The organism is Paenibacillus oryzisoli, from assembly GCF_001653565.1.
GTDB classification, from domain to species: Bacteria; Bacillota; Bacilli; order Paenibacillales; family NBRC-103111; genus Paenibacillus_E; species Paenibacillus_E oryzisoli.
In genome coordinates this window covers 90,228-110,897 of sequence record NZ_LYPB01000092.1, presented here as the reverse complement: position 1 = coordinate 110,897, position 20,670 = coordinate 90,228, and the positions used below count along the sequence as shown (strand labels likewise).

The 20,670-nt window shown below is 44.6% G+C and carries 18 protein-coding genes and 3 tRNA genes; 18 read left to right on the top strand and 3 right to left on the bottom strand.

The window, feature by feature from the left end; translation table 11 throughout:
- The first annotated feature begins 310 nt into the window (after nt 1-310).
- The 7 genes from pyrR to pyrE all read left to right on the top strand — a co-directional run bounded on the left by pyrR (nt 311) and on the right by pyrE (nt 9,233).
- Complete coding sequence (gene pyrR, locus A8708_RS31900; RefSeq protein ID WP_056612614.1) at nt 311-859, top strand: bifunctional pyr operon transcriptional regulator/uracil phosphoribosyltransferase PyrR; 549 nt, start codon at nt 311-313, stop codon at nt 857-859.
- On the top strand, nt 856-1,764 hold the full coding sequence (locus A8708_RS31895; protein WP_068670662.1) for an aspartate carbamoyltransferase catalytic subunit: 909 nt from the start codon (nt 856-858) through the stop codon (nt 1,762-1,764). The genes pyrR and A8708_RS31895 overlap by 4 nt, the downstream gene beginning before the upstream one ends.
- A gap of 212 nt (nt 1,765-1,976) precedes the next feature.
- A complete protein-coding gene (locus A8708_RS31890; protein WP_068670660.1) occupies nt 1,977-3,260 on the top strand; it encodes a dihydroorotase in 1,284 nt (427 codons plus the stop codon).
- Between the two features lie 183 nt (nt 3,261-3,443).
- Complete coding sequence (gene carA, locus A8708_RS31885; RefSeq protein ID WP_068670658.1) at nt 3,444-4,616, top strand: glutamine-hydrolyzing carbamoyl-phosphate synthase small subunit; 1,173 nt, start codon at nt 3,444-3,446, stop codon at nt 4,614-4,616.
- Complete coding sequence (carB, locus tag A8708_RS31880) at nt 4,603-7,809, top strand: carbamoyl-phosphate synthase large subunit (RefSeq protein ID WP_068670655.1); 3,207 nt, start codon at nt 4,603-4,605, stop codon at nt 7,807-7,809. Before carA ends, carB begins: the two co-directional genes overlap by 14 nt.
- Before the next feature lie 15 nt (nt 7,810-7,824).
- Nucleotides 7,825-8,553 carry an orotidine-5'-phosphate decarboxylase gene (gene pyrF, locus A8708_RS31875; RefSeq protein ID WP_068670654.1) on the top strand — a complete coding sequence of 243 codons (729 nt, stop codon included), beginning with the start codon at nt 7,825-7,827 and terminating at the stop codon, nt 8,551-8,553.
- A 38-nt stretch (nt 8,554-8,591) separates the two neighbouring features.
- Nucleotides 8,592-9,233, top strand: a complete 642-nt coding sequence (pyrE, locus tag A8708_RS31870) for an orotate phosphoribosyltransferase (RefSeq protein WP_068670652.1) — start codon at nt 8,592-8,594, stop codon at nt 9,231-9,233.
- Nucleotides 9,234-9,428: 195 nt separating this feature from the next.
- Here the strand turns inward: pyrE and A8708_RS31865 are convergent, their stop codons facing one another.
- Entirely contained in the window at nt 9,429-10,310 is an 882-nt protein-coding gene (locus tag A8708_RS31865; RefSeq protein WP_068670650.1) for a LysR family transcriptional regulator, read from the bottom strand.
- Between the two features lie 112 nt (nt 10,311-10,422).
- On the opposite strand from A8708_RS31865, the gene dapA reads away from it, so the two are divergent.
- Together dapA and A8708_RS31855 are read left to right on the top strand one after the other, a co-directional pair.
- The gene (dapA, locus tag A8708_RS31860) at nt 10,423-11,307 is read left to right on the top strand and encodes a 4-hydroxy-tetrahydrodipicolinate synthase (RefSeq protein ID WP_338044253.1); all 885 of its coding nucleotides are present in this window, start codon (nt 10,423-10,425) and stop codon (nt 11,305-11,307) included.
- A gap of 23 nt (nt 11,308-11,330) precedes the next feature.
- The gene (locus A8708_RS31855) at nt 11,331-11,723 is read left to right on the top strand and encodes a RidA family protein (RefSeq protein ID WP_068670648.1); all 393 of its coding nucleotides are present in this window, start codon (nt 11,331-11,333) and stop codon (nt 11,721-11,723) included.
- A gap of 518 nt (nt 11,724-12,241) precedes the next feature.
- Here the strand turns inward: A8708_RS31855 and A8708_RS31850 are convergent.
- Both A8708_RS31850 and A8708_RS31845 read right to left on the bottom strand, forming a co-directional pair.
- Entirely contained in the window at nt 12,242-12,745 is a 504-nt protein-coding gene (locus A8708_RS31850) for a GNAT family N-acetyltransferase (protein WP_068670646.1), read from the bottom strand.
- A 37-nt stretch (nt 12,746-12,782) separates the two neighbouring features.
- Nucleotides 12,783-14,177 (bottom strand): dipeptidase, encoded by a 1,395-nt coding sequence (locus tag A8708_RS31845; protein WP_068670644.1) that lies wholly within the window; start codon nt 14,175-14,177, stop codon nt 12,783-12,785.
- A 227-nt stretch (nt 14,178-14,404) separates the two neighbouring features.
- Between A8708_RS31845 and A8708_RS35960 the strand changes: the two genes are divergently transcribed.
- The 9 genes from A8708_RS35960 to A8708_RS31805 all read left to right on the top strand — a co-directional run bounded on the left by A8708_RS35960 (nt 14,405) and on the right by A8708_RS31805 (nt 20,654).
- A complete protein-coding gene (locus A8708_RS35960) occupies nt 14,405-14,569 on the top strand; it encodes a hypothetical protein (protein ID WP_167355949.1) in 165 nt (54 codons plus the stop codon).
- Between the two features lie 89 nt (nt 14,570-14,658).
- A tRNA-Met gene (locus A8708_RS31840) sits at nt 14,659-14,735 on the top strand.
- 77 nt (nt 14,736-14,812) lie between these two features.
- Nucleotides 14,813-14,889, top strand: a tRNA-Met gene (locus A8708_RS31835).
- Nucleotides 14,890-14,899: 10 nt separating this feature from the next.
- Nucleotides 14,900-14,973 (top strand) — tRNA-Ile (locus tag A8708_RS31830).
- Between the two features lie 99 nt (nt 14,974-15,072).
- The gene (locus A8708_RS31825) at nt 15,073-16,224 is read left to right on the top strand and encodes a GTP pyrophosphokinase (RefSeq protein WP_068670642.1); all 1,152 of its coding nucleotides are present in this window, start codon (nt 15,073-15,075) and stop codon (nt 16,222-16,224) included.
- 214 nt (nt 16,225-16,438) lie between these two features.
- Nucleotides 16,439-17,692, top strand: coding sequence for a hypothetical protein (locus A8708_RS31820; RefSeq protein WP_068670640.1), 1,254 nt, complete (start codon nt 16,439-16,441; stop codon nt 17,690-17,692).
- A gap of 60 nt (nt 17,693-17,752) precedes the next feature.
- The gene (locus A8708_RS31815; RefSeq protein ID WP_068670638.1) at nt 17,753-18,478 is read left to right on the top strand and encodes an ABC transporter ATP-binding protein; all 726 of its coding nucleotides are present in this window, start codon (nt 17,753-17,755) and stop codon (nt 18,476-18,478) included.
- Nucleotides 18,465-19,217, top strand: a complete 753-nt coding sequence (locus A8708_RS31810; protein WP_068670636.1) for an ABC transporter permease — start codon at nt 18,465-18,467, stop codon at nt 19,215-19,217. The genes A8708_RS31815 and A8708_RS31810 overlap by 14 nt, the downstream gene beginning before the upstream one ends.
- 12 nt (nt 19,218-19,229) lie before the next feature.
- Entirely contained in the window at nt 19,230-20,654 is a 1,425-nt protein-coding gene (locus A8708_RS31805; protein ID WP_068670634.1) for a sensor histidine kinase, read from the top strand.
- The last annotated feature ends 16 nt before the right edge of the window (nt 20,655-20,670 follow it).

The following is a 20,670-nucleotide window of genomic DNA, read 5'->3' as shown; positions in this document are numbered from 1 at the left end:
CGGATTTGCTCAAAAAAAGAAGATCGAAAAATATTGACTTATGGTGTCGAAAGTGGCATAATTCTTTTAATTACATATGTGCCTTTAAAAACAGTCCAGAGAGGCTGGCAAGGTAAAACGATAAGAAAAGTCGGGTAATACTGAGTCGAGTATTCAGTAAGCTTAGGGTGTGCGCATCCAATAGCCCCGCTCTATCTCTTTATGCACTCGTAAACTCCTTGCCAAGAATTGGGCAAGGAGTTTTTTGGTTTTACCGCCATTAAACGTATGTGAATGCTGACGAAGATAGTTTTGCCAGGAGGCGAAAACGATGAACGAGACTACCGAACACACCATTATTGATGAAATGGGAATTCGCAGAGCACTTACGCGGATTGCACACGAGATACTGGAAAAGAATAAAGGTGTAGAGAATTGTACCTTGATTGGTATTCGGACCCGAGGCATTTACTTAGCGAAGCGAGTAGCAGAACGGATTCTTGAAATTGAAGGCGTGCCGATTCCTGTAGGAGAGATTGACATCACGTCTTATCGCGATGATCGCGTGAAGGTCAGGTCGGTGGAGAACGTTCAAGAAGGCGGAAAAATGCAAATCCAAGATCGTAAAATCATCCTTTTCGATGATGTGCTGTATACCGGAAGAACGGTAAGGGCCGCGATGGATGCGCTAATTGATTTGGGCAGACCGCAAATGATTCAACTAGCTGTCCTTGTGGATAGAGGGCATCGGGAGCTTCCAATCCGACCTGATTATGTGGGCAAGAATGTTCCAACGTCCAAGAGTGAGAGCATTGAAGTGATGTTAACGGAAATTGATGATAAAGATGAAGTTATTATCCAAAGGGGGAAACAGGAGTGAGTAGCGTGAGTACATATACAACTAGACATTTCTTGGGACTGAAAGGCGTAAGTGCAGAGGAGATCACAAGCATTCTTGATCGTGCAGCCTATTGGGAACAAAGCCCTAACAAAGTCAATAACCAATTCAATGGCAAATTCGTATCGAACTTATTCTTTGAAAATAGTACAAGAACGCGTTTCTCCTTCGAACTAGCGCAAAAGCGCTTAGGTGCTGATGTGCTGAACTTCTCGTCAGCTGAATCTAGTGTGCAAAAAGGGGAGTCCATCTACGACACAGTTCGTACGCTTGAGTCCATGGGAATTGATGCTGGTGTGATTCGACTGAAGCCTAATGGCGTGTTGCAAGAGCTAGCTGAGAAAATCAAAATCCCGCTGATCAACGCGGGGGACGGTAATAATGAGCATCCAACGCAAGCGTTGCTTGATTTCTATACAATGCGCAAGCAATTCGGTGCTATCAAAGGGTTGACGGTCTCCATCATCGGAGATATTCTTCACAGCCGAGTCGCACGTTCAAATCTTTGGGGGTTAATCGCCTTGGGAGCGAAAGTTCAGTTCTGTGCACCTGCGAGCATGCAGGCACCAGAACTAGCGGAATTCGCGCCATATGTTTCTTTCGAGGAAGCATTGAAAGCCGACGTCGTTATGATGCTGCGTGTGCAGCTAGAACGTCACGACACAGGGTTGATCAAATCTGCAGAAGAGTACCGCGAGCAATATGGTATGACCGTAGAACGTGCAAGTCGCATGGCCCCTCATGCGATCATCATGCATCCAGCACCAGTGAACCGCAATGTAGAGCTAGACGATGAACTAGTGGAACATGAGAAGTCCAAAATCTTTACACAAATTGCTCATGGCGTGCCGATTCGGATGGCAGTCATCGAACGAGCCCTATCATAAAAGGAGAGACTTTGATCTCCGATCAAAGATCCCTATAAATCCCCACAAAGTGAAGCCAAGCTCTGAAGTTGATTCCGTCCGCATTGAGCGTTAGCTCAATCGGCGTCTAAACTTACCATTCAAAGCGGTCATACTACGTCGAATTGCTTCGATAAGAGTTTAGACAATACTTTGCGGGGGCCCCAAATGAATACTAGGAGGATAATATCACTATGGGAATTTGGATTCTAAACGGACTTACCGTTGATGCGAATAATGTACAGACGACAAAACATGTTTTGGTTGAAAACGATAAAATTGCACTGGTAGTTGATGCTTTGAGTGGTGACGTACCACAAACAGAAGGACATGAAGTCATCGACGCTGCCGGCAAGCTAGTATCGCCAGGATTCATTGATATGCACGTACATTTAAGAGAGCCTGGATTTGAACATAAAGAAAACATTGCAACGGGTACACGTTCTGCAGCAAGAGGCGGTTTTACAACGATCGCTTGTATGCCGAACACGCGCCCAGTCATTGATACAGTAGACACAGTCAACTACATATTGGATAAAGCGGCTACCGATGGCGTCGTTCGCGTCATTCCTTACGGGACGATTACGAAGAACGAGCTTGGACGTGAGTTAACGGATTTCGCAGCGTTGAAAGAAGCGGGCGTCATCGGATATACAGACGATGGCGTAGGCGTACAAAGCGCGCAAATGATGAAAGATGCGATGGCTCTAGCTGCATCACTTGGCATGCCGATCATCGCACATTGTGAAGATGACACGTTGGTCGTAGGCGCGCCAGTGAACGAAGGAACTTTCGCCACGAAGCATGGCCTGAAAGGGATTCCGAACGAATCCGAAGCGATTCATGTTGGGCGTGACGTATTGCTAGCGGAAGCAACTGGGGTACACTACCACGTATGTCACGTCAGTACAGAACAGTCAGTTCGACTGATCCGCCACGCGAAACAATTCGGTATCAAGGTTACAGCAGAGGTTTGCCCGCATCATCTCCTGCTCTCGGAAGAAGACATTCCAGGGATGGATGCGAACTGGAAGATGAATCCGCCGCTTCGCACACCACGTGATGTACAAGCTGTAATTGAAGCATTGGAAGATGGCACTATCGACATTATCGTGACAGACCATGCGCCGCATACCGAAGAAGAGAAAGCCAAAGGCATGTTGCTGGCACCATTCGGAATCCTTGGTTTCGAAACAGCATTCTCCTTGCTCTATACGAAGTTTGTACTTACAGGCAAATGGACACTTGGTTTCCTAGTGGACCGTATGACGAAGAAGCCTGCTGACGTATTCGGTCTTCCATATGGAACATTAGAAGTAGGCAGCGTGGCAGACATCACAATTGTTGATCTAGATACAACGAAAGCAGTTCTGAAAGAAGAGATTGTATCCCGCAGCAAGAACACACCTTTCATCGGGTGGGAGTTGCGCGGCTGGCCGGTTGTGACGATTGCTTCGGGTAAAGTAGTGTACTCCTAAGTTCAAGAAATAGCCTTATTTATAAAGCCCAAATCATGAGAAGCATCTATACGATGAATGAAAAATCGTGTATATTTATACAAGAAGATTTATGTTTATGCAAGATCGTGACGTGTAATATCGTAAGCATGACATCTGCGGTTTGAGAGAACCGCCTGACAATAGCGAAGGAGTTGAAAGAACATGCAGGCAAGATTGTTGCTGGAAGACGGCACTCTTTTTACAGGAAAATCGTTCGGTAGTGAAGGTGAATCCGTCGGCGAAGTAGTTTTTAACACAGGTATGACTGGTTATCAAGAGGTACTTTCAGACCCTTCCTACTGTGGACAAATCGTAACGATGACGTATCCACTTCAAGGAAACTACGGTGTGATTCGTGATGATTTCGAGTCCGTGCGACCATTCATCCATGGTTTCGTCGTGCGTGAGCATGAAGAAATTCCAAGTAACTGGAGAGCGCAATACACGCTTGGCAGCCTGCTGAAAGAATACGGCATTGTCGGCATCAGTGGTATCGACACACGTATGTTGACTCGCAAAATTCGTCACTATGGCGTAATGAAAAGTATCATTACAACTTCCAATAAATCGGTCGAAGAATTAATGGCTACTCTTAAAAATACACCGCTTATGACGGATCAAGTATCCCGTGTTTCCACGAAAAGCGTTTTCGGTGCACCAGGTCACAAAGAAAGAATCGTACTGGTTGACTTCGGAGCAAAAAGTGGGATTATCCGCGATCTTAGCAAGCGCGATTGCGATGTAGTGGTTGTTCCACAGGATGCAACAGCTGAACAAATTCGTCGCTTAGCACCAGATGGTGTATTGCTTTCCAATGGCCCTGGGGATCCGAAGGATGTTCCACACGCAGTTGAAATGATCAAAGGCTTGCTCGGCGATATTCCACTATTCGGAATCTGCTTGGGTCACCAATTGTTCGCACTAGCTTGCGGCGCAGACACAGATAAATTGAAATTCGGTCACCGCGGCGGTAATCACCCTGTTAAAGATTTGATTTCTGGACGTTGCTACATTACATCGCAAAACCATGGCTACACGGTAAAGGAAGATTCCGTACAAGGAACGAACCTTGAAGTGACGCACATTAACAATAACGATCGCACGATCGAAGGCTTACGCCACAAGCAATACCCAGCATTCTCGGTGCAATATCACCCAGAAGCAGCACCTGGACCATTCGACTCCAGCTACCTGTTCGATGATTTCATCTCGCTGATTCATCAGCACAAACTAGATAACCCACAGCAGCCGCGCCAAGCGCAAATGCTTGCTCAGTGGAATGCTTCCACGGCATCGACATCTGTGAAGGAGGAACTGCAATATGCCAAAAAATAATACACTCAAAAAGATTCTCGTTATCGGTTCCGGACCGATCGTTATTGGTCAAGCGGCAGAGTTTGACTATGCAGGAACACAAGCTTGCCAAGCTTTGAAAGAAGAAGGCATGGAAGTTATTCTGATCAACAGCAACCCAGCTACGATCATGACAGATACGAATATGGCGGACAAAGTATACATCGAGCCCATTACACTCGAATTCGTAACGCAAATCATTCGTCAAGAGCGTCCAGACGGTTTGCTGCCAACACTTGGCGGACAAACGGGTCTGAACATGGCGGTTGAACTTGCACGTGCAGGCGTTCTAGAGAGCGAGAACGTTAAGCTTCTAGGAACACAATTGACTGCTATTGAGAAAGCGGAAGATCGTGACCTTTTCAGAGACTTGATGAGAGAGCTCGAGCAGCCCGTACCGGATAGCGTTATCGTTACAACAGTGGCTCAAGCCGTTGATTTTGCAAATGAAATTGGCTTCCCGATCATCATTCGTCCTGCCTACACACTTGGTGGAACAGGCGGCGGTATCTGTAACACAATGGAAGAGCTCACGGAAATCGTTGCTTCCGGTATTCGTTACAGCCCAATCGGTCAGTGTCTCGTAGAGCGCAGTATCGCGGGTATGAAAGAAGTCGAGTACGAAGTTATGCGTGATGCGAACGATAACTGTATCGTTGTGTGTAACATGGAGAACTTTGATCCAGTTGGCGTACATACAGGCGATAGTATCGTCGTAGCACCAAGCCAAACATTGTCGGATCGTGAGTACCAAATGCTGCGTTCCGCATCCCTGAAAATTATTCGCGCCTTGAACATCGAAGGTGGTTGTAACGTCCAATACGCACTTGATCCACACAGCTTCCAATACTACGTCATCGAAGTTAACCCGCGTGTTAGCCGTTCATCGGCGCTTGCTTCCAAAGCAACGGGCTATCCGATTGCGAAAATGGCAGCGAAAATTGCGATTGGTTACACGCTAGACGAGCTTGTAAACCCAGTTACGGGTCAAACTTACGCTTGTTTCGAGCCTGCACTAGATTACATCGTATCCAAAATCCCACGCTGGCCGTTCGATAAATTCACTGCGGCTAACCGTAAACTAGGTACACAAATGAAAGCGACTGGGGAAGTTATGGCAATTGGCCGTACTTTTGAAGAGTCCATTCAAAAAGCGGTTCGTTCCCTTGAAATCGGCGTTCACCGCCTATTCTTGAAAGAAACGGATTTGCTTGATACAGAAACATTAGAATTGCGTCTACAAAAACCTGATGATGAGCGTCTGTTCTTACTAGCTGAGGCGTTCCGCAGAGGCTATAGCGTGGAACAATTGCAAGATTTAACGAAAATTGACTGGTGGTTCTTGAACAAAGTCGGTGCCTTGATTGCTTATGAAACTGAAATTGCACAAGATCTGACGGCTGAACTCATTTTCGATATCAAGCGCAAAGGCTTCACAGACCGCGCTGTTGCGGAGATTCGTACATTGGCAGGATGCAGTACTTTCACAAAAGAAGCAGATGTAAGAGCATTCCGTTTACAACACAACATCAAGCCTGTATACAAAATGGTAGATACGTGTGCAGCTGAATTCGAAGCTTCCACACCATACTACTACTCCACTTATGAGCAAGAAGATGAAGTGACTGAAACGACGAAACAAAAAGTTGTTGTTCTAGGATCGGGTCCAATTCGTATTGGTCAAGGGATCGAGTTCGATTACTCCACAGTTCACGCAGTGTGGGCGATTCAAGCGGCTGGTTATGAAGCGGTTATCATCAATAATAACCCAGAAACAGTATCTACAGATTTCAATACATCGGATCGCCTATACTTCGAGCCATTATTCTTCGAAGATGTCATGAACGTGATTGAGCGTGAACAGCCAATCGGTGTTATCGTACAATTCGGTGGACAAACTGCGATTAACTTGGCAGCACCGCTGCACAAAGCAGGCATTCGCATCCTAGGATCTGATCTAGAAAGTATTGATACTGCAGAAGATCGCAAGAAATTCGAAGCCTTGCTTAGCAAAATCTCGGTTGCACAACCTCCAGGCGGTACTGTAACGTCCGTTGACCAAGCTGTCGGTACAGCAGCGAAATTCGGCTATCCGGTTATCGTTCGTCCTTCGTATGTCCTTGGTGGACGCGCTATGGAAATCGTCTACTCCGATGAAGAGTTGCTGAGCTACATGGAATATGCGGTTAAAATAAACCCGGAACATCCGGTTCTTATCGACCGCTACATGCTTGGTAAAGAGGTAGAGGTTGACGCGATCTGCGATAGAGAAACGGTTCTTATCCCAGGGATTATGGAACACGTAGAACGCGCAGGGGTTCACTCTGGTGACTCGATCGCGGTTTACCCGCCACAATCGATCTCCGATGAGATCAAACAACAAATTATCGATATCACGACGAAAATCGGTCTTGAGCTGAATGTCGTTGGTCTCGTGAACATCCAGTTCGTTATTCATAACGATCAAGTATATGTGATCGAGGTTAACCCGCGTTCATCCAGAACAGTACCTTTCTTGAGCAAAGTGACGAACATCCCAATGGCGAACGTAGCAACACGCGTTATCATGGGTCAATCCCTTGCAGATATGGGTTATCAAAGTGGTCTATGGCCAGAAGATAAATACGTGTCTGTCAAAGTTCCGGTATTCTCCTTTGCGAAGCTTCGCCGTGTAGATACAACACTCGGGCCTGAAATGAAGTCCACAGGTGAAGTTATGGGCCGTGATGTTAACTTTGCAAAAGCACTCTACAAAGGACTTATCGGTGCAGGTATGAAGATTCCAGCTGCAGGTTCCGTCGTGGTAACCGTAGCGGATAAAGATAAAGAAGAAGCGATTGAAATCTTGAAAGGCTTCTATCGCCTAGGTTACAAAATCATTGCAACAGGTGGAACTGCTGAAGCCATTGCACAAGCAGGTCTTCCAGTAACAACCGTTAACAAGCTTAGTGAAGGTTCGCCAAACATTCTTGACCTCATCCGCAGCGGTGATGCTCAGTTCGTCGTGAATACATTGACTAAGGGCAAAACGCCTGAGCGTGACGGCTTCCGTATTCGTCGTGAAGCAGTTGAGAATGGTGTCGTGTGTATGACATCCTTGGATACTGTTAGAGCGCTAGTGAATATGCTTGAAGCAATTAACTTCTCCTCACGTGCAATGCCAATACATGTCTAAAGGACGGTGCCAAAGATGAGTACGTTAACTCGCAACGATGTTACCGGACGCATTATGGTCGCCTTGGACTACGCGAACGCGGAAAGTGCTGAAGGGCTGCTTAAGCAGCTCGAAGGCATTCCGTGTTATGTAAAGGTAGGAATGCAGCTGTTTTATGCTGCAGGTCCTACCTTTGTCGCGAGTCTGAAGGATCGCGGCTATAAGGTGTTCCTCGACGTGAAGATGCATGACATTCCGAACACGGTCAAGGGCGGCGCGGAGAGCGTGACGCGCCTTGGGGTGGATGTGTTCAATGTGCACGCTGCCGGAGGCAAGTACATGATGGAGGCTGCCTTGGAGGGAGTCGACAAGGGACTAGCCGTTGGGGCAACACGCCCGATCGTCATCGGCGTGACGCAGTTGACCAGCACCTCGCAGCAGGTGCTGAATGACGAGATCGGCCTTGCCGGTACAACCGAGCAGGCCGTCATTCGGTATGCCCGCTTGGCGCATGCCGCGGGGCTTAACGGGGTTGTCGCGTCACCGCTTGAGGTGACGGCGATTAAGGCGGCGTGCGGTGACGGCTTCGTCACCGTAACGCCAGGCATCCGCCCGGCGGGGGCCGACATCGGCGACCAGTCGCGTATTATGACCCCGGCTGAGGCGTTCGCGCAGGGGACGGACTATGTCGTGATCGGGCGACCGATCACGGGCGCAGCTGATCCGAGAGCTGCGATTGAAGCGATTATCGAGTCGATCGTGTAGGCACTTGCATTTAACCTTGAGAGGAACGGTGAACGTGAATGAGTAAACTTGACACAATCGCGCAGCATATTGCAGCGTCCTTATTAGAGATTGAAGCGGTGGCGCTTCGTCCACAGCAACCTTTTACATGGACATCAGGACTGAAATCTCCGATTTATTGTGATAATCGTTTGACGATGTCGCACCCAGCGATCCGTGAGGCGATTGCCGATGGTTTCGCCCAGTTGATCAAGGAAAAATTCCCTGAGACTGAAGTTGTAGCAGGAACAGCTACGGCTGGCATTCCTCATGCGGCTTGGGTAGCTCAGAAACTGGGCCTTCCGATGATCTACATCCGTGACAAAGCAAAAGGTCATGGCAAAGAGAACTTGATTGAAGGTTCCGTGAAACCAGGACAAAAAGTTATCGTGATTGAAGACTTGATTTCCACAGGAGGCAGCTCGCTGAAAGCAGCGGTTGCGGTCAAAGATGCTGGAGCTGAAGCGCTTGGCGTTCTTGCGATTTTCTCCTATCAGTTGGATAAAGCGACGGATGCGTTCGCGGCGGCTGAAATGCCTCTTCATACGCTTTCTAACTACTCAACTTTGCTTGAGGTAGCTTTGGAAAAAGGGAAGATCCAGTCCGAAGATATGGAACTCTTGCGTTCGTGGAGAGTTAATCCATCTGCTTACGGTGTATAATAGATTGCTGCAGTGATGAGAATTTGACGAACGGTGTCCGATTCCTCTATACTAAAGTGGTCTTGCAACAGACGACAAGTTTTTGCGAAACCGTGCAGGCTACCGTTCAATCGGCGCCTCATTGGGGTGCAAATCTTGTAATTGGCTTATTCTTAGAAGAAGCTCTACCTTTATGCAAAGGTGAGCTTCTTTTTTTTATTCTTGGGGTTGATTTGTTACTAATTGAATGAATGTATCCAAGGGTTGGGACATCCATTTTTTGGGATGCAGCACGAGCTGTAAGTCCATTGTTAATTGGTTATGTGTAAAAGGAAGCTGTACAAGCTTGCCGATCGCCAGCTCACTCGCGACTGTAATTCGAGGTAATAAGGCAATGCCTAAGCCGCTCATCACACATTGTTTGATGGCTTCAACGTTGCCTAGCTCGAATCCAATTTGTAAGGCGACGGCGTTGTCTTTCAGCAATCTTTCAAATTTGCCTCGATAGATACATCCTTCTTCGGTGACAATAAATTCTGTATTGCCGAGGTCAGCAAGTTGAATATCCTTTTGTTCCGTTAAAGGGTGATCTAAGGGTGCAACGAAGACGAGTTGTTCCTCACGGACACTTGTACAAGCAAGAGAGGGATCTGCTGGATATTGATCTAAGAGAAGGCCGATATCATAGTCTCCGTCTTTGACCTTGGTGAGAATGGAGGATTCGCTGTCAGGAAAGAGTTGAATACTTAATCCTGGATACAGCTGTTTGAGCTTATGTAAATATGGCGGCAGATAATAGGCGGCTAAAGAGTTGATAGTCCCGATGGTCAATGTTCCACTAACTTGATTGGCGATCATTTCCTTGGATTGGTCATAGAGCTCAAGCAATTGTTGCGCGATCACTAGCAAGCTTTCACCTGGTGGAGTCAAGCGTAGCGTTCGGCCGTACCTTTCAAATAAAGGAGCACCGTATTCACGTTCCAACTTTTGAATTTGCATCGTAATGCTCGATTGGGCATAGCCTAATTCCTCGGCAGCACGTGTGAAGCTTTTCCGACGGGCAACCTCACGAAAGGTGCGGAAATACGTAAGATCCATGTGGAACCTCGCTTTGTTATCAATATTTTTGATGAGTTCTATCATTTATTATAGCTAACTGTGATGAAGAGTTCCATGCTAAAGTAAATGTACAAACAAACGAGGCAGGGAGATGGTTATTTTGCTAAAAGAACAGGACCTACAGGGGTTATTTGTACCCATCGTCACACCTTTTGACCAAGAGTTTGAGGTAGATGCTGCATCTTTTTATAATCAGGCATACAATTTGTTTCAAGATGAAATAGATGGACTAGTTGTGAATGGGACAACAGGCGAATCACCAACGATCACGAAAGACGAGCTTGGGGTGTTGTTTGCGACAGCTCAAGCTGCGCGCGACGCAGCTCATGTAGAAGTGCCTTTAATTGTTGGAGCTGGCACGAATGATACACGTTCAACGGTTGGCAAAGTGGAAGAAGCGGGCAAACTGGGAGCAGAAGCAGTTCTCGTTGTTGTACCTTATTACAATCGGCCTAGCCAGCAGGGGATTATTGAACATTTTCGCCAGGTAGCAGGAGTTGGCGTACCGGTGATTCTATATGATGTACCGCATCGGACAGGGGTAACACTTGAAGTGGATACGGTTCGAACCATCCTTGATCTCAATGGGGTTATCGGGATGAAGGACAGCACGCCTAATATTGGGTTAGTCACAGAATTAAGTAGATTGGGCTCTAAACCAGTTTTGTGTGGGGAGGACACCCTGCTGTATGCTGCCCTACAAGCAGGTGGCAAGGGGGTTATGAGCGCTTCAGCGAATGTGGAGACGGAGCGGTTTGTTTCTTTTATTCGCAGTTTTGTCAGCGGAGCCCATGAGGAAAGTCGACAAGAATTCGAGGAGTTGCTTCCATTAATCCGTCTCCTATTTCAAGAGCCTAATCCCGCTCCGATCAAATGGCTGCTCCACCAGCAAGGTGTCATTGAATCTGGGGCATTACGATTGCCATTATTGCCGGTGACATCAGGATTACAAGATAAACTAGCAGCGTATCTGTAAAAAAAGTAAGGAGCGATTGCGTAATGAATCGAACGAGAGTGTTTACGGGCTCACCCTGGGAGCCTGTGGTCGGGTACTGTCGAGCTATTCGTGTAGGTGACCGAATTGAAGTAGCTGGGACTACAGCGATGAAAGACGGAGAGGTTGTTGGCGTAGGCAATGCTTATGAACAAGCTCGATTCATCCTCCAAACGATTGAACAAGCGCTCCAAGAGCTTGGCGCACAGCGATCTGATGTGGTGCGAACCAGGATGTTCGTGACCGATATATCGTTATGGGAAGCGTTCGGCAAGGCGCATGGGGAGTTTTTCCGTGATGTGCAGCCCGTTGCTACGATGGTTGAAGTGAAGGCGCTGATTGACCCACGATTGCTGATTGAGATTGAGGTAGAAGCGATTGTGGCGATGGATGAGTAGAGCCATGTATGTAATGTGTGAGGGTATTATAGTTGAGTAGAGTAGTCATAGAGTGACGAATGTGAGTAGAGTAGACCATTGTATGGAGTAGTCGACAGGCAGTGCAGACTCGGAGTAGCGAGTGTGTTTAGAGTGGGCATAGTGTGGAGTAGGAAGTTTAAGTAGGGAGTAGTTGAAAAGTGAAGACTTTGAAGAATAGATGGATTTTCTCCATCTAATCTCGCAGATTTCAAGTGTATATAGGATATAGATGGAAAATATACAGGTATTTTCAGCTCGTTCCGTCATAATCATCGTATTCGTCAAGATTAGCTGTAGGAAATCCATTTATTTCTATTTATAAAACGAAATTGACCGATTTAACTGTACTTTTTCCATCTGAATGTGGAGAAGAACCGCGATCGAACGCGGTATAACCCAATCGACTATCACAGAAAAGCGCTACACCTCACCAACATCCCCGATTATTATTTCGGCGAGTAGGGAGGAGTAGCGCTTTTTATTCAAGAGATTGGGAACTAACCAACACGTTTGCCCAAAATAATCAAATCCCGCTCAACGCCATCTAGCTCAGCGACGCCAGGTAAGTGTGCCCAATCGGTGAATCCGAATTTGCGGAAAAGCCGCAGACTCGGCTCATTGTGACCAAAAATAAACCCTAACAGTGACTTGAGCCCCAGTTTAGGACTGGCTTCCAGTGCTTGTTCCATCAAATATCGTCCGATGCCTTGGCCTCGATAAGCTTCATCAACATATATACTGACTTCCGCCGTTGCGTTATAAGCAGGACGTCCATAGAAGGACTGAAAACTCAGCCAGCCACAAATGCCGTTCTCATTTTCAAGCACCCATAGCGGACGGAAATCAGCAGAATGTTCGTGAAACCAGCGCTCACGTGAGGCTGTTGTGATGGGTTCAGTATCGGCAGTAACCATACGTCCTGCAATTGTAGAATTGTAAATACGTACGATTTCTGCTAAATCTTCTAATCGTGCATCTCGCGCGTGCAATTGATTCCCCATTGAAGTTACTCCTTTTATTATAGCCCTATATTATGCATTAGTTAGATTCTTTAGATGTGGCAGCCAATTGAGCTAACTTTAGCCAGTAACGACTAATGGTCTCTGTCCCATTGTCCCAATTCATTAGATGAAAATGCTCGTTCGGAGCATGGAGATTCTCCCCTGGCAGCCCAAAGCCCATTAGCACTACAGGTGCATCTAATACTCGTCCTAACACTTCGACAATCGGAATCGATCCACCACTACGTGTATACACGGGCCACTCGCTGAACGTTTCTTCATAAGCTTCGGCTGCTGCTAGCATGACAGGCTCATCAATCGGGGTGATAAAAGGGTTGCCACGCAATTGACGATCTAACGTGATCGTTACGCCTGGAAGCGTTAGTGCATGAATATGGGCTTCGACTAGATCCATGATTTCCTCAGGGACCTGCGCAGCAACTAGGCGACATGCAATCTTAGCACTAGCCCGATTCGGAATGATGGGTTTAATCCCCTCACCCTGGAAGCCGCCACTAACAGAAGTGATTTCAAGCGTAGGTCGGGATGTTGTCTGTTCGTAAAAGGAGAAGCCTTGCTCCCCATATAGCTCTGTGACGTTCAAATTCGTGCGAACTTTGTTTTCATCTGGTTCTACTTGCTTGAACGATTCGCGCTCTTTATCCGATAGCTCGATCACGCGGTCATAGAATCCATGTACAGCTACACGTCCTTGCTCGTCATGGAACGAGCTAAGAAGCTTGCTAATTGCGTGAATAGGGTTCTGTACCGCACCGCCGAAAAGACCCGAATGCAGATCGCTATTCGCGCCATCGATTGTAATTTCGAATCCAGCTAAGCCGCGAAGTCCATACATAAGTGCGGGTTTACCTGGGCCGTGCATTTGCGTGTCGGAAAGTATGATGGAATCAGCTTGCAATTTGGAAGCATGTTCTTCAACGAAAGAAGGAAGATGCTTACTTGCAATCTCTTCTTCACCCTCAATGCAGAATTTCACGTTAATCGGAAGTGAACCCTGTGTTTGAAGAAAGGCTTCTACAACTTTCACATATAGCAACAGTTGGCCTTTGTCATCTGTACTACCGCGGCCGAACAGCTTATTGTCACGGATTACAGGTTCAAAAGGAGGGGTTTCCCACAGTTCCAAGGGCTCAGCAGGCTGCACATCATAATGACCATAAATCAATACCGTCGGTTTGCCTGGTGCGTGTAACCAATCTGCATACACCACAGGGTGACCTTTGGTAGGCATAATGTCAATGTTTTCGAGTCCGGCCTTTTGTAGGGATTGAGCTGTCCATTCCGCACATTTCAGCATATCCGGTTGGTGCTGGGCAACTGCACTTATGCTTGGAATCCGCAGAAATGCCATGAGTTCCTCTATGTGTTCATCCCTATGCGTATGTAGGTAGCTTTTAATTTTTTCAATCATGGGCGTGTTCTCCTCTTTTCTCACTGCCGAAATAGTCTACATCACTTAACTTCCCCAAAAAGAGAGGAAATCCTGCTATTCTTATAAACCGTCATAATTTATTTGTCATACGGTCAAATAGTTCGACTTTTATTATTTTTCGAACTGTTGTGAAGACAGAGAGTTAATAAGAGAACCTAATTATGGATAAGCTACAAGTAATGAATTGATACAATGGAGTGATGCATATGAACTGGATCTATTGGGCGAAATTATACGATTCGAAGTTTCAAGCAGGCGTTTTGGCAAAACGCATGGAAGAAGATTGGTGGATCTATGGCTATGAGTGCCCGCAGGAAGTGGAGGTTTATAAGTCGAAGAGGGGTCGCTTTGGCGTCAGATACAATACATAAACGAAATGATTATGCATAAAATTAACGCTTGACTAAGCCATCGCCGTTAGTGTATATTTATTTTTGTCGCTGTTGAGCGGCATACATGACGCGGGGTGGAGCAGCCCGGTAGCTCGTCGGGCTCATAACCCGAAGGCCGCAGGTTCAAATCCTGCCCCCGCAACCAAATTTCATTAGGGCCTATAGCTCNGCCATCGCCGTTAGTGTATATTTATTTTTGTCGCTGTTGAGCGGCATACATGACGCGGGGTGGAGCAGCCCGGTAGCTCGTCGGGCTCATAACCCGAAGGCCGCAGGTTCAAATCCTGCCCCCGCAACCAAATTTCATTAGGGCCTATAGCTCAGTTGGTTAGAGCGGTCGGCTCATAACCGATTGGTCGGGGGTTCGAGTCCCTCTGGGCCCATAGCACGGAAACCCTTGATTGATAAGGGTTTTTATTTATTTTAAAGGCATAACAAGCCCCTCGTTCACAACTTCATGTTGGTGGGAAGGAGGGGCTTGTTTGCGTTTGCGTCGTGAAATTTTATTCAGTGAACGTATAATTTGGAATCAAATTTATGAGTGCAGGAATTGTAAGGATTATGTCGAATGTTGTAATTTGGAAAAATCTAGGCTAGGGGGTAAAGTATTGAACAGCAAAGTAAATTTTAATAGTCCTGAAGTTGTTACTCTATTTGAAACAAAACCGGAAGTCATTAGACAGTTCCTCAATATGCAACAACAGTATGAACAACTGTGTAACGAGGTTGCTTATATCTTAGAAAGAAGCATAAACAATGCTGGCATTCATATAGCTGCTATTACATATAGAGCTAAAGCTTTTGATAGTTTTGTTGAAAAGATCACACGAAAACACTATAATGATCCATTTAAAGAAATAACTGATTTTGCAGGTGTGAGGGCTGTTTATTTATATAATCGGGATATTAACGCAATAGATGAGATAATTAATTCAAATTTTAATGTTATAGAAAAGATAAATAAATCTGATTTAAACGGTATCGATAAATTTGGTTATGGTGCTGTTCATTATTTAGTTACGCTTGGGAAAGATACTTCAGGAGCAAGATACGATGATTTGAAAGAATCGATATGCGAAATACAAGTTAGAACGGTTCTACAGGATGCCTGGGCTGTAATTGATCACCATTTAGTTTATAAAAAAGAATCTGATGCTCCTCCTTTCTTAAAAAGAAAACTTAATTCATTAGCAGGATTATTTGAATTAGCTGACGATTATTTTGATCAAATCAGAACAGCAAGAGAAAGTTATATCAGTAGTATAACAAATGTGGAAAATCCCGAAGAGTTACTTGATCAGCAAATAAATGTTGATACGGTTACTGCTTTTTTGAATCAAAAGTATCCAGATAAACAAGTCTCTAATGGAGATAATCACTTGTCTAAGGTTATCGGTAATATTAATAGATTTAATTATTCTAAAATAAGAGATCTTGAAGATTTACTTAGTAGGGCTGACAAAGCCATTGAAAAGTATGAAAATAATCGTGGAGAACTGAAGTTTGGTATAGCTTATATTGCGGTTGCAGCAGCTTTCGAAAACGAAGAGTATCGAGATAGTAGCGGTTGGGATGATGCACAAAGGTCAATATTTATAAAGTATGAAAATTTAGTTGTTAAGGAGGCATCTTAAAAAATTGATTGCATATTTATTTTTGAAACACCCTAAGGGTGTTTTTTTTATGTAATTATGTTAAGAGGATTGATTCTCTAATTTAGTTTCTACATACTCAAGGAAAGAGTTAATACTTTGTTAATAATCCATTTAGATGGATTCAATAAGCTTATACTAAAATAAGTAGTAAGGAAACGTTTCCCGCAAATTGTTAGAAAAAAGGAGAAGAGAAATGAAACTTAGTAAAAAATCTATTACAGTCCTTTCTTTTTCGGTTGGAGCCTGTCTATTTGTATCTACGGCTTTCGCTGATGCGCTGTTAGGATCCGGATATGACCGGTTGAAGGATTCAGTGAAAAATACGGCATCTGTGATGGAAAGTGGCCTTAGCAACTATTCGATCGAGACGATGTATACATTGAAAAATAATGATCAAATTTTACTTCAATCGTCAATTTTCCAAAAGATGGATACAACTAACCAAGTAAAAGAGAACAACGAGGTAACGAAAAACGCCAAAGGTGAAACGTCCACTAGATATACGTATGTTGATAAGAAGCAAACCATTGACAAGAACGAATCGGACAATACATATTATGTATTTGAAAATTCGACTGACATGAACCCAGACCGTAAAGGACCAGCTGATTTCAGGAATCCTTTTAAAGAAAAGGGAGCATCAGAGGTTGAGAAAATTGTTGATGCAGTAGTAGGCTCATTGAAAGATAATGTACAAGTTGAGGAAGGAACGGATGGCGGTAAAGTATATTCGGGAAGTTTGTCCGAGACACAAGTGCCAGCCCTCGTGAACGCAGTCTCCTCTTTCGGAATTAAGCAGATGTTAGATAGTGAAAGAGATTTACCAGAGATAGAGAGCGATATATTCGTGAAAAAGGTAGTAGGAACGGCGAGTGAGAGTAAAGCAGGTTATCTAGAAAATCTGATGGGTGAGGTCACGCTATCAGGTAAGGATAAAAATGGGGTTCAACATGACTTAAACCTGAATGTAATTTTTAAACTGTCTGAGATTGGCAGTACGAAGATTACAAAACCTGATCTAACAACAGCTAAGGTTGAAAAGGTTAGTCGTAATAGTGGATTCAGCCCTAAATATGTAGGAACGTATAAAAACGATATTATTATGGACAAAGACGGTAAGTTTGTGAAAATCGGTGAGAGAACTGTTTCAATTACAAGTGTAGACGGCGACAAAGTAGCTGGAACGTATGCTGAAACCGTAAAAGCTGGTTATGAGAGCGAGTATCCAAACAAGGATGCCTTTAGTTTCGAATACAACATGTCGACAACTCCTATGTTTACTTACACAGATTCGAAGGGTGAAAAGAAGCAAGGCATGATTCATCCGAACATGGCAGGTAAAATTTATGTGGATATGAATCTAGAAGTTAGTGATAAAAATGCGTACAAACAAAGCAACACCATGAAACCTTACTATGATGGCGAATTTATCCGCGTATTTGAATAGAAATGATTCTCAGGAGGCGGCGAATAGCGGCTTCCTGAGATTTTTTAGGGAGATGATGAATTGACGGTCAAGGCGATTGAAATAAAAGACTTAACCAAGTCATATACAAATGGCAGAGGCATCAGCGATCTGAACTTAGATGTCGATCAAGGCGATATTTTCGGATTTCTTGGACCTAATGGAGCAGGGAAAACAACAGCAATGAAGATGATTACAGGACTGATAAAGCCAGATCGAGGCGATGTGAAGATTTTCGGAGCGAGTGTGGCGGAAGATTATGTAGGCGCAATGAAACATGTCGGCTGTATTATTGAAACAGCAGAATCCTATCCTTATTTGACGGCGAATGAGAACTTGAGACTGTTTGCAAGATTTTATCCAGAAATCGATCAGCGTCGAATTGATGAATGTCTAGAAATCACGGGGATGCTGAAATATAAAAATGAGAAATCACAAAAATTTTCGCTCGGAATGAAACAACGATTGGGGATAGCAGCGGCGATTCTATCGAAACCTAGATTGTTAATTTTGGACGAGCCTCTAAACGGACTAGATGTGGAAGGGATGCTGGAGATGAGGAAGTTGATCAAACAGCTATCACAGGAAGGCACAACATTCTTTATATCCAGCCACTTAATTCACGATGTAGAACTAACGTGTTCGAGGATTGGCATTATTTATGGAGGCAAGCTGGTGAATGTTGACTATACCCAAAATATTCTATCTTTTTATTCATCGCTTGAGAATTACTTTGTTAGTGAGGTGGACAGGAATGGTAGGGTTTAAAGCTGCATTTATCAATGAAACAGTGAAGCTGCGTAAAAAGAAAAAAATCATGGCTGCCGCGATATTATCCATTCTTGCCGTAGTGATTGGCCAAATTGCGGTAACAACCATTAAGCATGGCCTAGGATTAAGAGTTGTTGGCAGTGTTGAATTTCCTATCGCAGTATTGACATTCATTGCCTATACCTTGTTACCGTTATTTGCTATCTTCGTAGCCATTGATATGTTTAACGGTGAGTCTTCTTCGAATACGATGAAAATAACGCTGTTGAGACCGGTTTCCAGATTTGGCGTGTTTACGGCCAAGGTGTTGAATTTAGCGTTATTTATTGCGGGTAAACTATTGTTTATCATGATTCTATCCTTGCTTGCTGGTTTTATATTCAACCCTTCATCCGCCAGTCTCATTGGAATCGTAAAGGTGTTTGTGTCGTATGGTTTAACTTTCTTCCCTGTATTTGTATTTGCGCTTATCGTCGTGCTGCTAGCCAATCTCATTCAGGGTGGTCTAGCGGTATTCTTCCTTGCCATTCTTGTATTTATTGGATTTAATTTCTTAGGTATTGTATTTTCATCCTATTCGAGTTTTTTTATCACCTCGATGTTTGACTGGTATACCCTTTGGATATCGGAATCCATCAATTTCTTCAAAATTAGCCGGCAGATTCTAATTATGACTGGTTGTGGTATCATGTTATTTACGATGGGGTATTACTTGTTCGATAGAAAGGACATATAGAAAGGACTCTACATGCACTTAACGAAACGTTTCTTCACGATGAATACGTTGGCTGTGCTGCTTTCCATTGGGTTGACGATCTTGGCGGTCATTATTTTTGTTGCCATGTATACGAAGGTTTTGGGCCGCGAAGCGGGTATCGAGCAGTTTCAACGAGCGGTTGAGGTTCGTGCAGCCATCAGTGAAATGCGAAAAGAAGCGATGGCACTAGGTTTTGAGGGACTCTTGGATACGAAGTATCAACAAGAGCTCGCTGATCGCATGAACGTTTTGAATGCCAGTGCGATCCTTATTGTGGGAAGAGAGGTTAAGTTCGCTACACGCCATTTTAATCCAATCGATATAGAGAAAAGCTTAATGCTGTCTAGTGAGTCTAATCGCAATGAGATTGAGCTTGATGGCCAAACGTATCTATTTAACCGAGCAGATTTCAAACTCCCGTCTGGTGAGATGGGTATTCTGTTGTTGCTTGCACCAATCAAGGTAAATACGAATGTATATTGGATGCTGGGCATCTTTACGATTTGTTTTTTTACTGTCGTTTTTTTGCTGATGAATGGTTGGATCTCCTATAAATTCTCTCGTAGAATTATTATACCGATCTCTCGTTTAACGGATGCTGCGATCAAAATTCGGGAAGGCGATCTAAATGGGGAAATTTCAGAAGACGGCGAAGGGGAGATACGGGAGCTTGGGAAAACCTTGGAGTTAATGCGGATCAAGTTGAAGGAATCTGTTTATTTACAGCAAAAATATGATGATAATCGAAAGTTTCTAGTTTCGAGCATTTCTCATGACTTAAAGACGCCGGTGACTTCCATCAAAGGTTATATTGAAGGCATTATAGATGGGGTTGCGAAGACGCCTGAGAAGATGGAGGAGTATCTGGAGACAGCCCGCTCCAAAGCGATTTTGGTCAATGCGATGATTGATGATCTACTTCTCTATTCCAAACTTGACTTGAATCAGCTTCCTTTCCATTTTGAGAAGACGGATTTGGCTAGTTATTTCGAGGACTGCGTTGCTGATCATAAATATGAATGTGAGAAGGCGAATGTAGACATTGCTTTGATCAATGAGTTAAAAGAGCCTGTCAAAGTATTAATAGACATCGAAAGGTTAAAGAGGGTTGTGCAAAACATTATTGACAATGCCATGACGTATGCCAGAACTGACAATGGCAAGATTGCTATTCTACTTAGGGAAACCAGGACCTCCGCGATTATTGAAATAAAAGACAATGGAAAGGGCATCCCTGAGGACAAGCTTCCCTTCATTTTTGAACGGTTTTATCAAGTAGATCCATCAAGGAAGAACGGAAGCGGACTGGGTTTAGCCATTGCCAAGCAAATTATTGAAGGGCACGACGGGAAAATATGGGCGAAAAGCACGGTAGGTGAGGGAACAGGGATTATGATATCTCTTAAAAAGTTCTAACCATGTTTGGAGGTTA

Excerpts from the sequence above, each read along its gene's own strand:
- A8708_RS31805 (WP_068670634.1), top strand. The coding sequence starts at position 19,230 with ATGCACTTAACGAAACGTTTCTTCACGATGAATACGTTGGCTGTGCTG.
- A8708_RS31810 (WP_068670636.1), top strand. The coding sequence starts at position 18,465 with ATGGTAGGGTTTAAAGCTGCATTTATCAATGAAACAGTGAAGCTGCGT.
- A8708_RS31865 (WP_068670650.1), bottom strand. The coding sequence starts at position 10,310 with ATGGATCTTACGTATTTCCGCACCTTTCGTGAGGTTGCCCGTCGGAAA.
- pyrE (WP_068670652.1), top strand. The coding sequence starts at position 8,592 with ATGAGTAAACTTGACACAATCGCGCAGCATATTGCAGCGTCCTTATTA.
- pyrR (WP_056612614.1), top strand. The coding sequence starts at position 311 with ATGAACGAGACTACCGAACACACCATTATTGATGAAATGGGAATTCGC.
- dapA (WP_338044253.1), top strand. The coding sequence starts at position 10,423 with ATGGTTATTTTGCTAAAAGAACAGGACCTACAGGGGTTATTTGTACCC.
- A8708_RS31890 (WP_068670660.1), top strand. The coding sequence starts at position 1,977 with ATGGGAATTTGGATTCTAAACGGACTTACCGTTGATGCGAATAATGTA.
- A8708_RS35960 (WP_167355949.1), top strand. The coding sequence starts at position 14,405 with ATGAACTGGATCTATTGGGCGAAATTATACGATTCGAAGTTTCAAGCA.
- carA (WP_068670658.1), top strand. The coding sequence starts at position 3,444 with ATGCAGGCAAGATTGTTGCTGGAAGACGGCACTCTTTTTACAGGAAAA.
- A8708_RS31850 (WP_068670646.1), bottom strand. The coding sequence starts at position 12,745 with ATGGGGAATCAATTGCACGCGCGAGATGCACGATTAGAAGATTTAGCA.
- A8708_RS31820 (WP_068670640.1), top strand. The coding sequence starts at position 16,439 with ATGAAACTTAGTAAAAAATCTATTACAGTCCTTTCTTTTTCGGTTGGA.
- A8708_RS31845 (WP_068670644.1), bottom strand. The coding sequence starts at position 14,177 with ATGATTGAAAAAATTAAAAGCTACCTACATACGCATAGGGATGAACAC.
- pyrF (WP_068670654.1), top strand. The coding sequence starts at position 7,825 with ATGAGTACGTTAACTCGCAACGATGTTACCGGACGCATTATGGTCGCC.
- carB (WP_068670655.1), top strand. The coding sequence starts at position 4,603 with ATGCCAAAAAATAATACACTCAAAAAGATTCTCGTTATCGGTTCCGGA.
- A8708_RS31855 (WP_068670648.1), top strand. The coding sequence starts at position 11,331 with ATGAATCGAACGAGAGTGTTTACGGGCTCACCCTGGGAGCCTGTGGTC.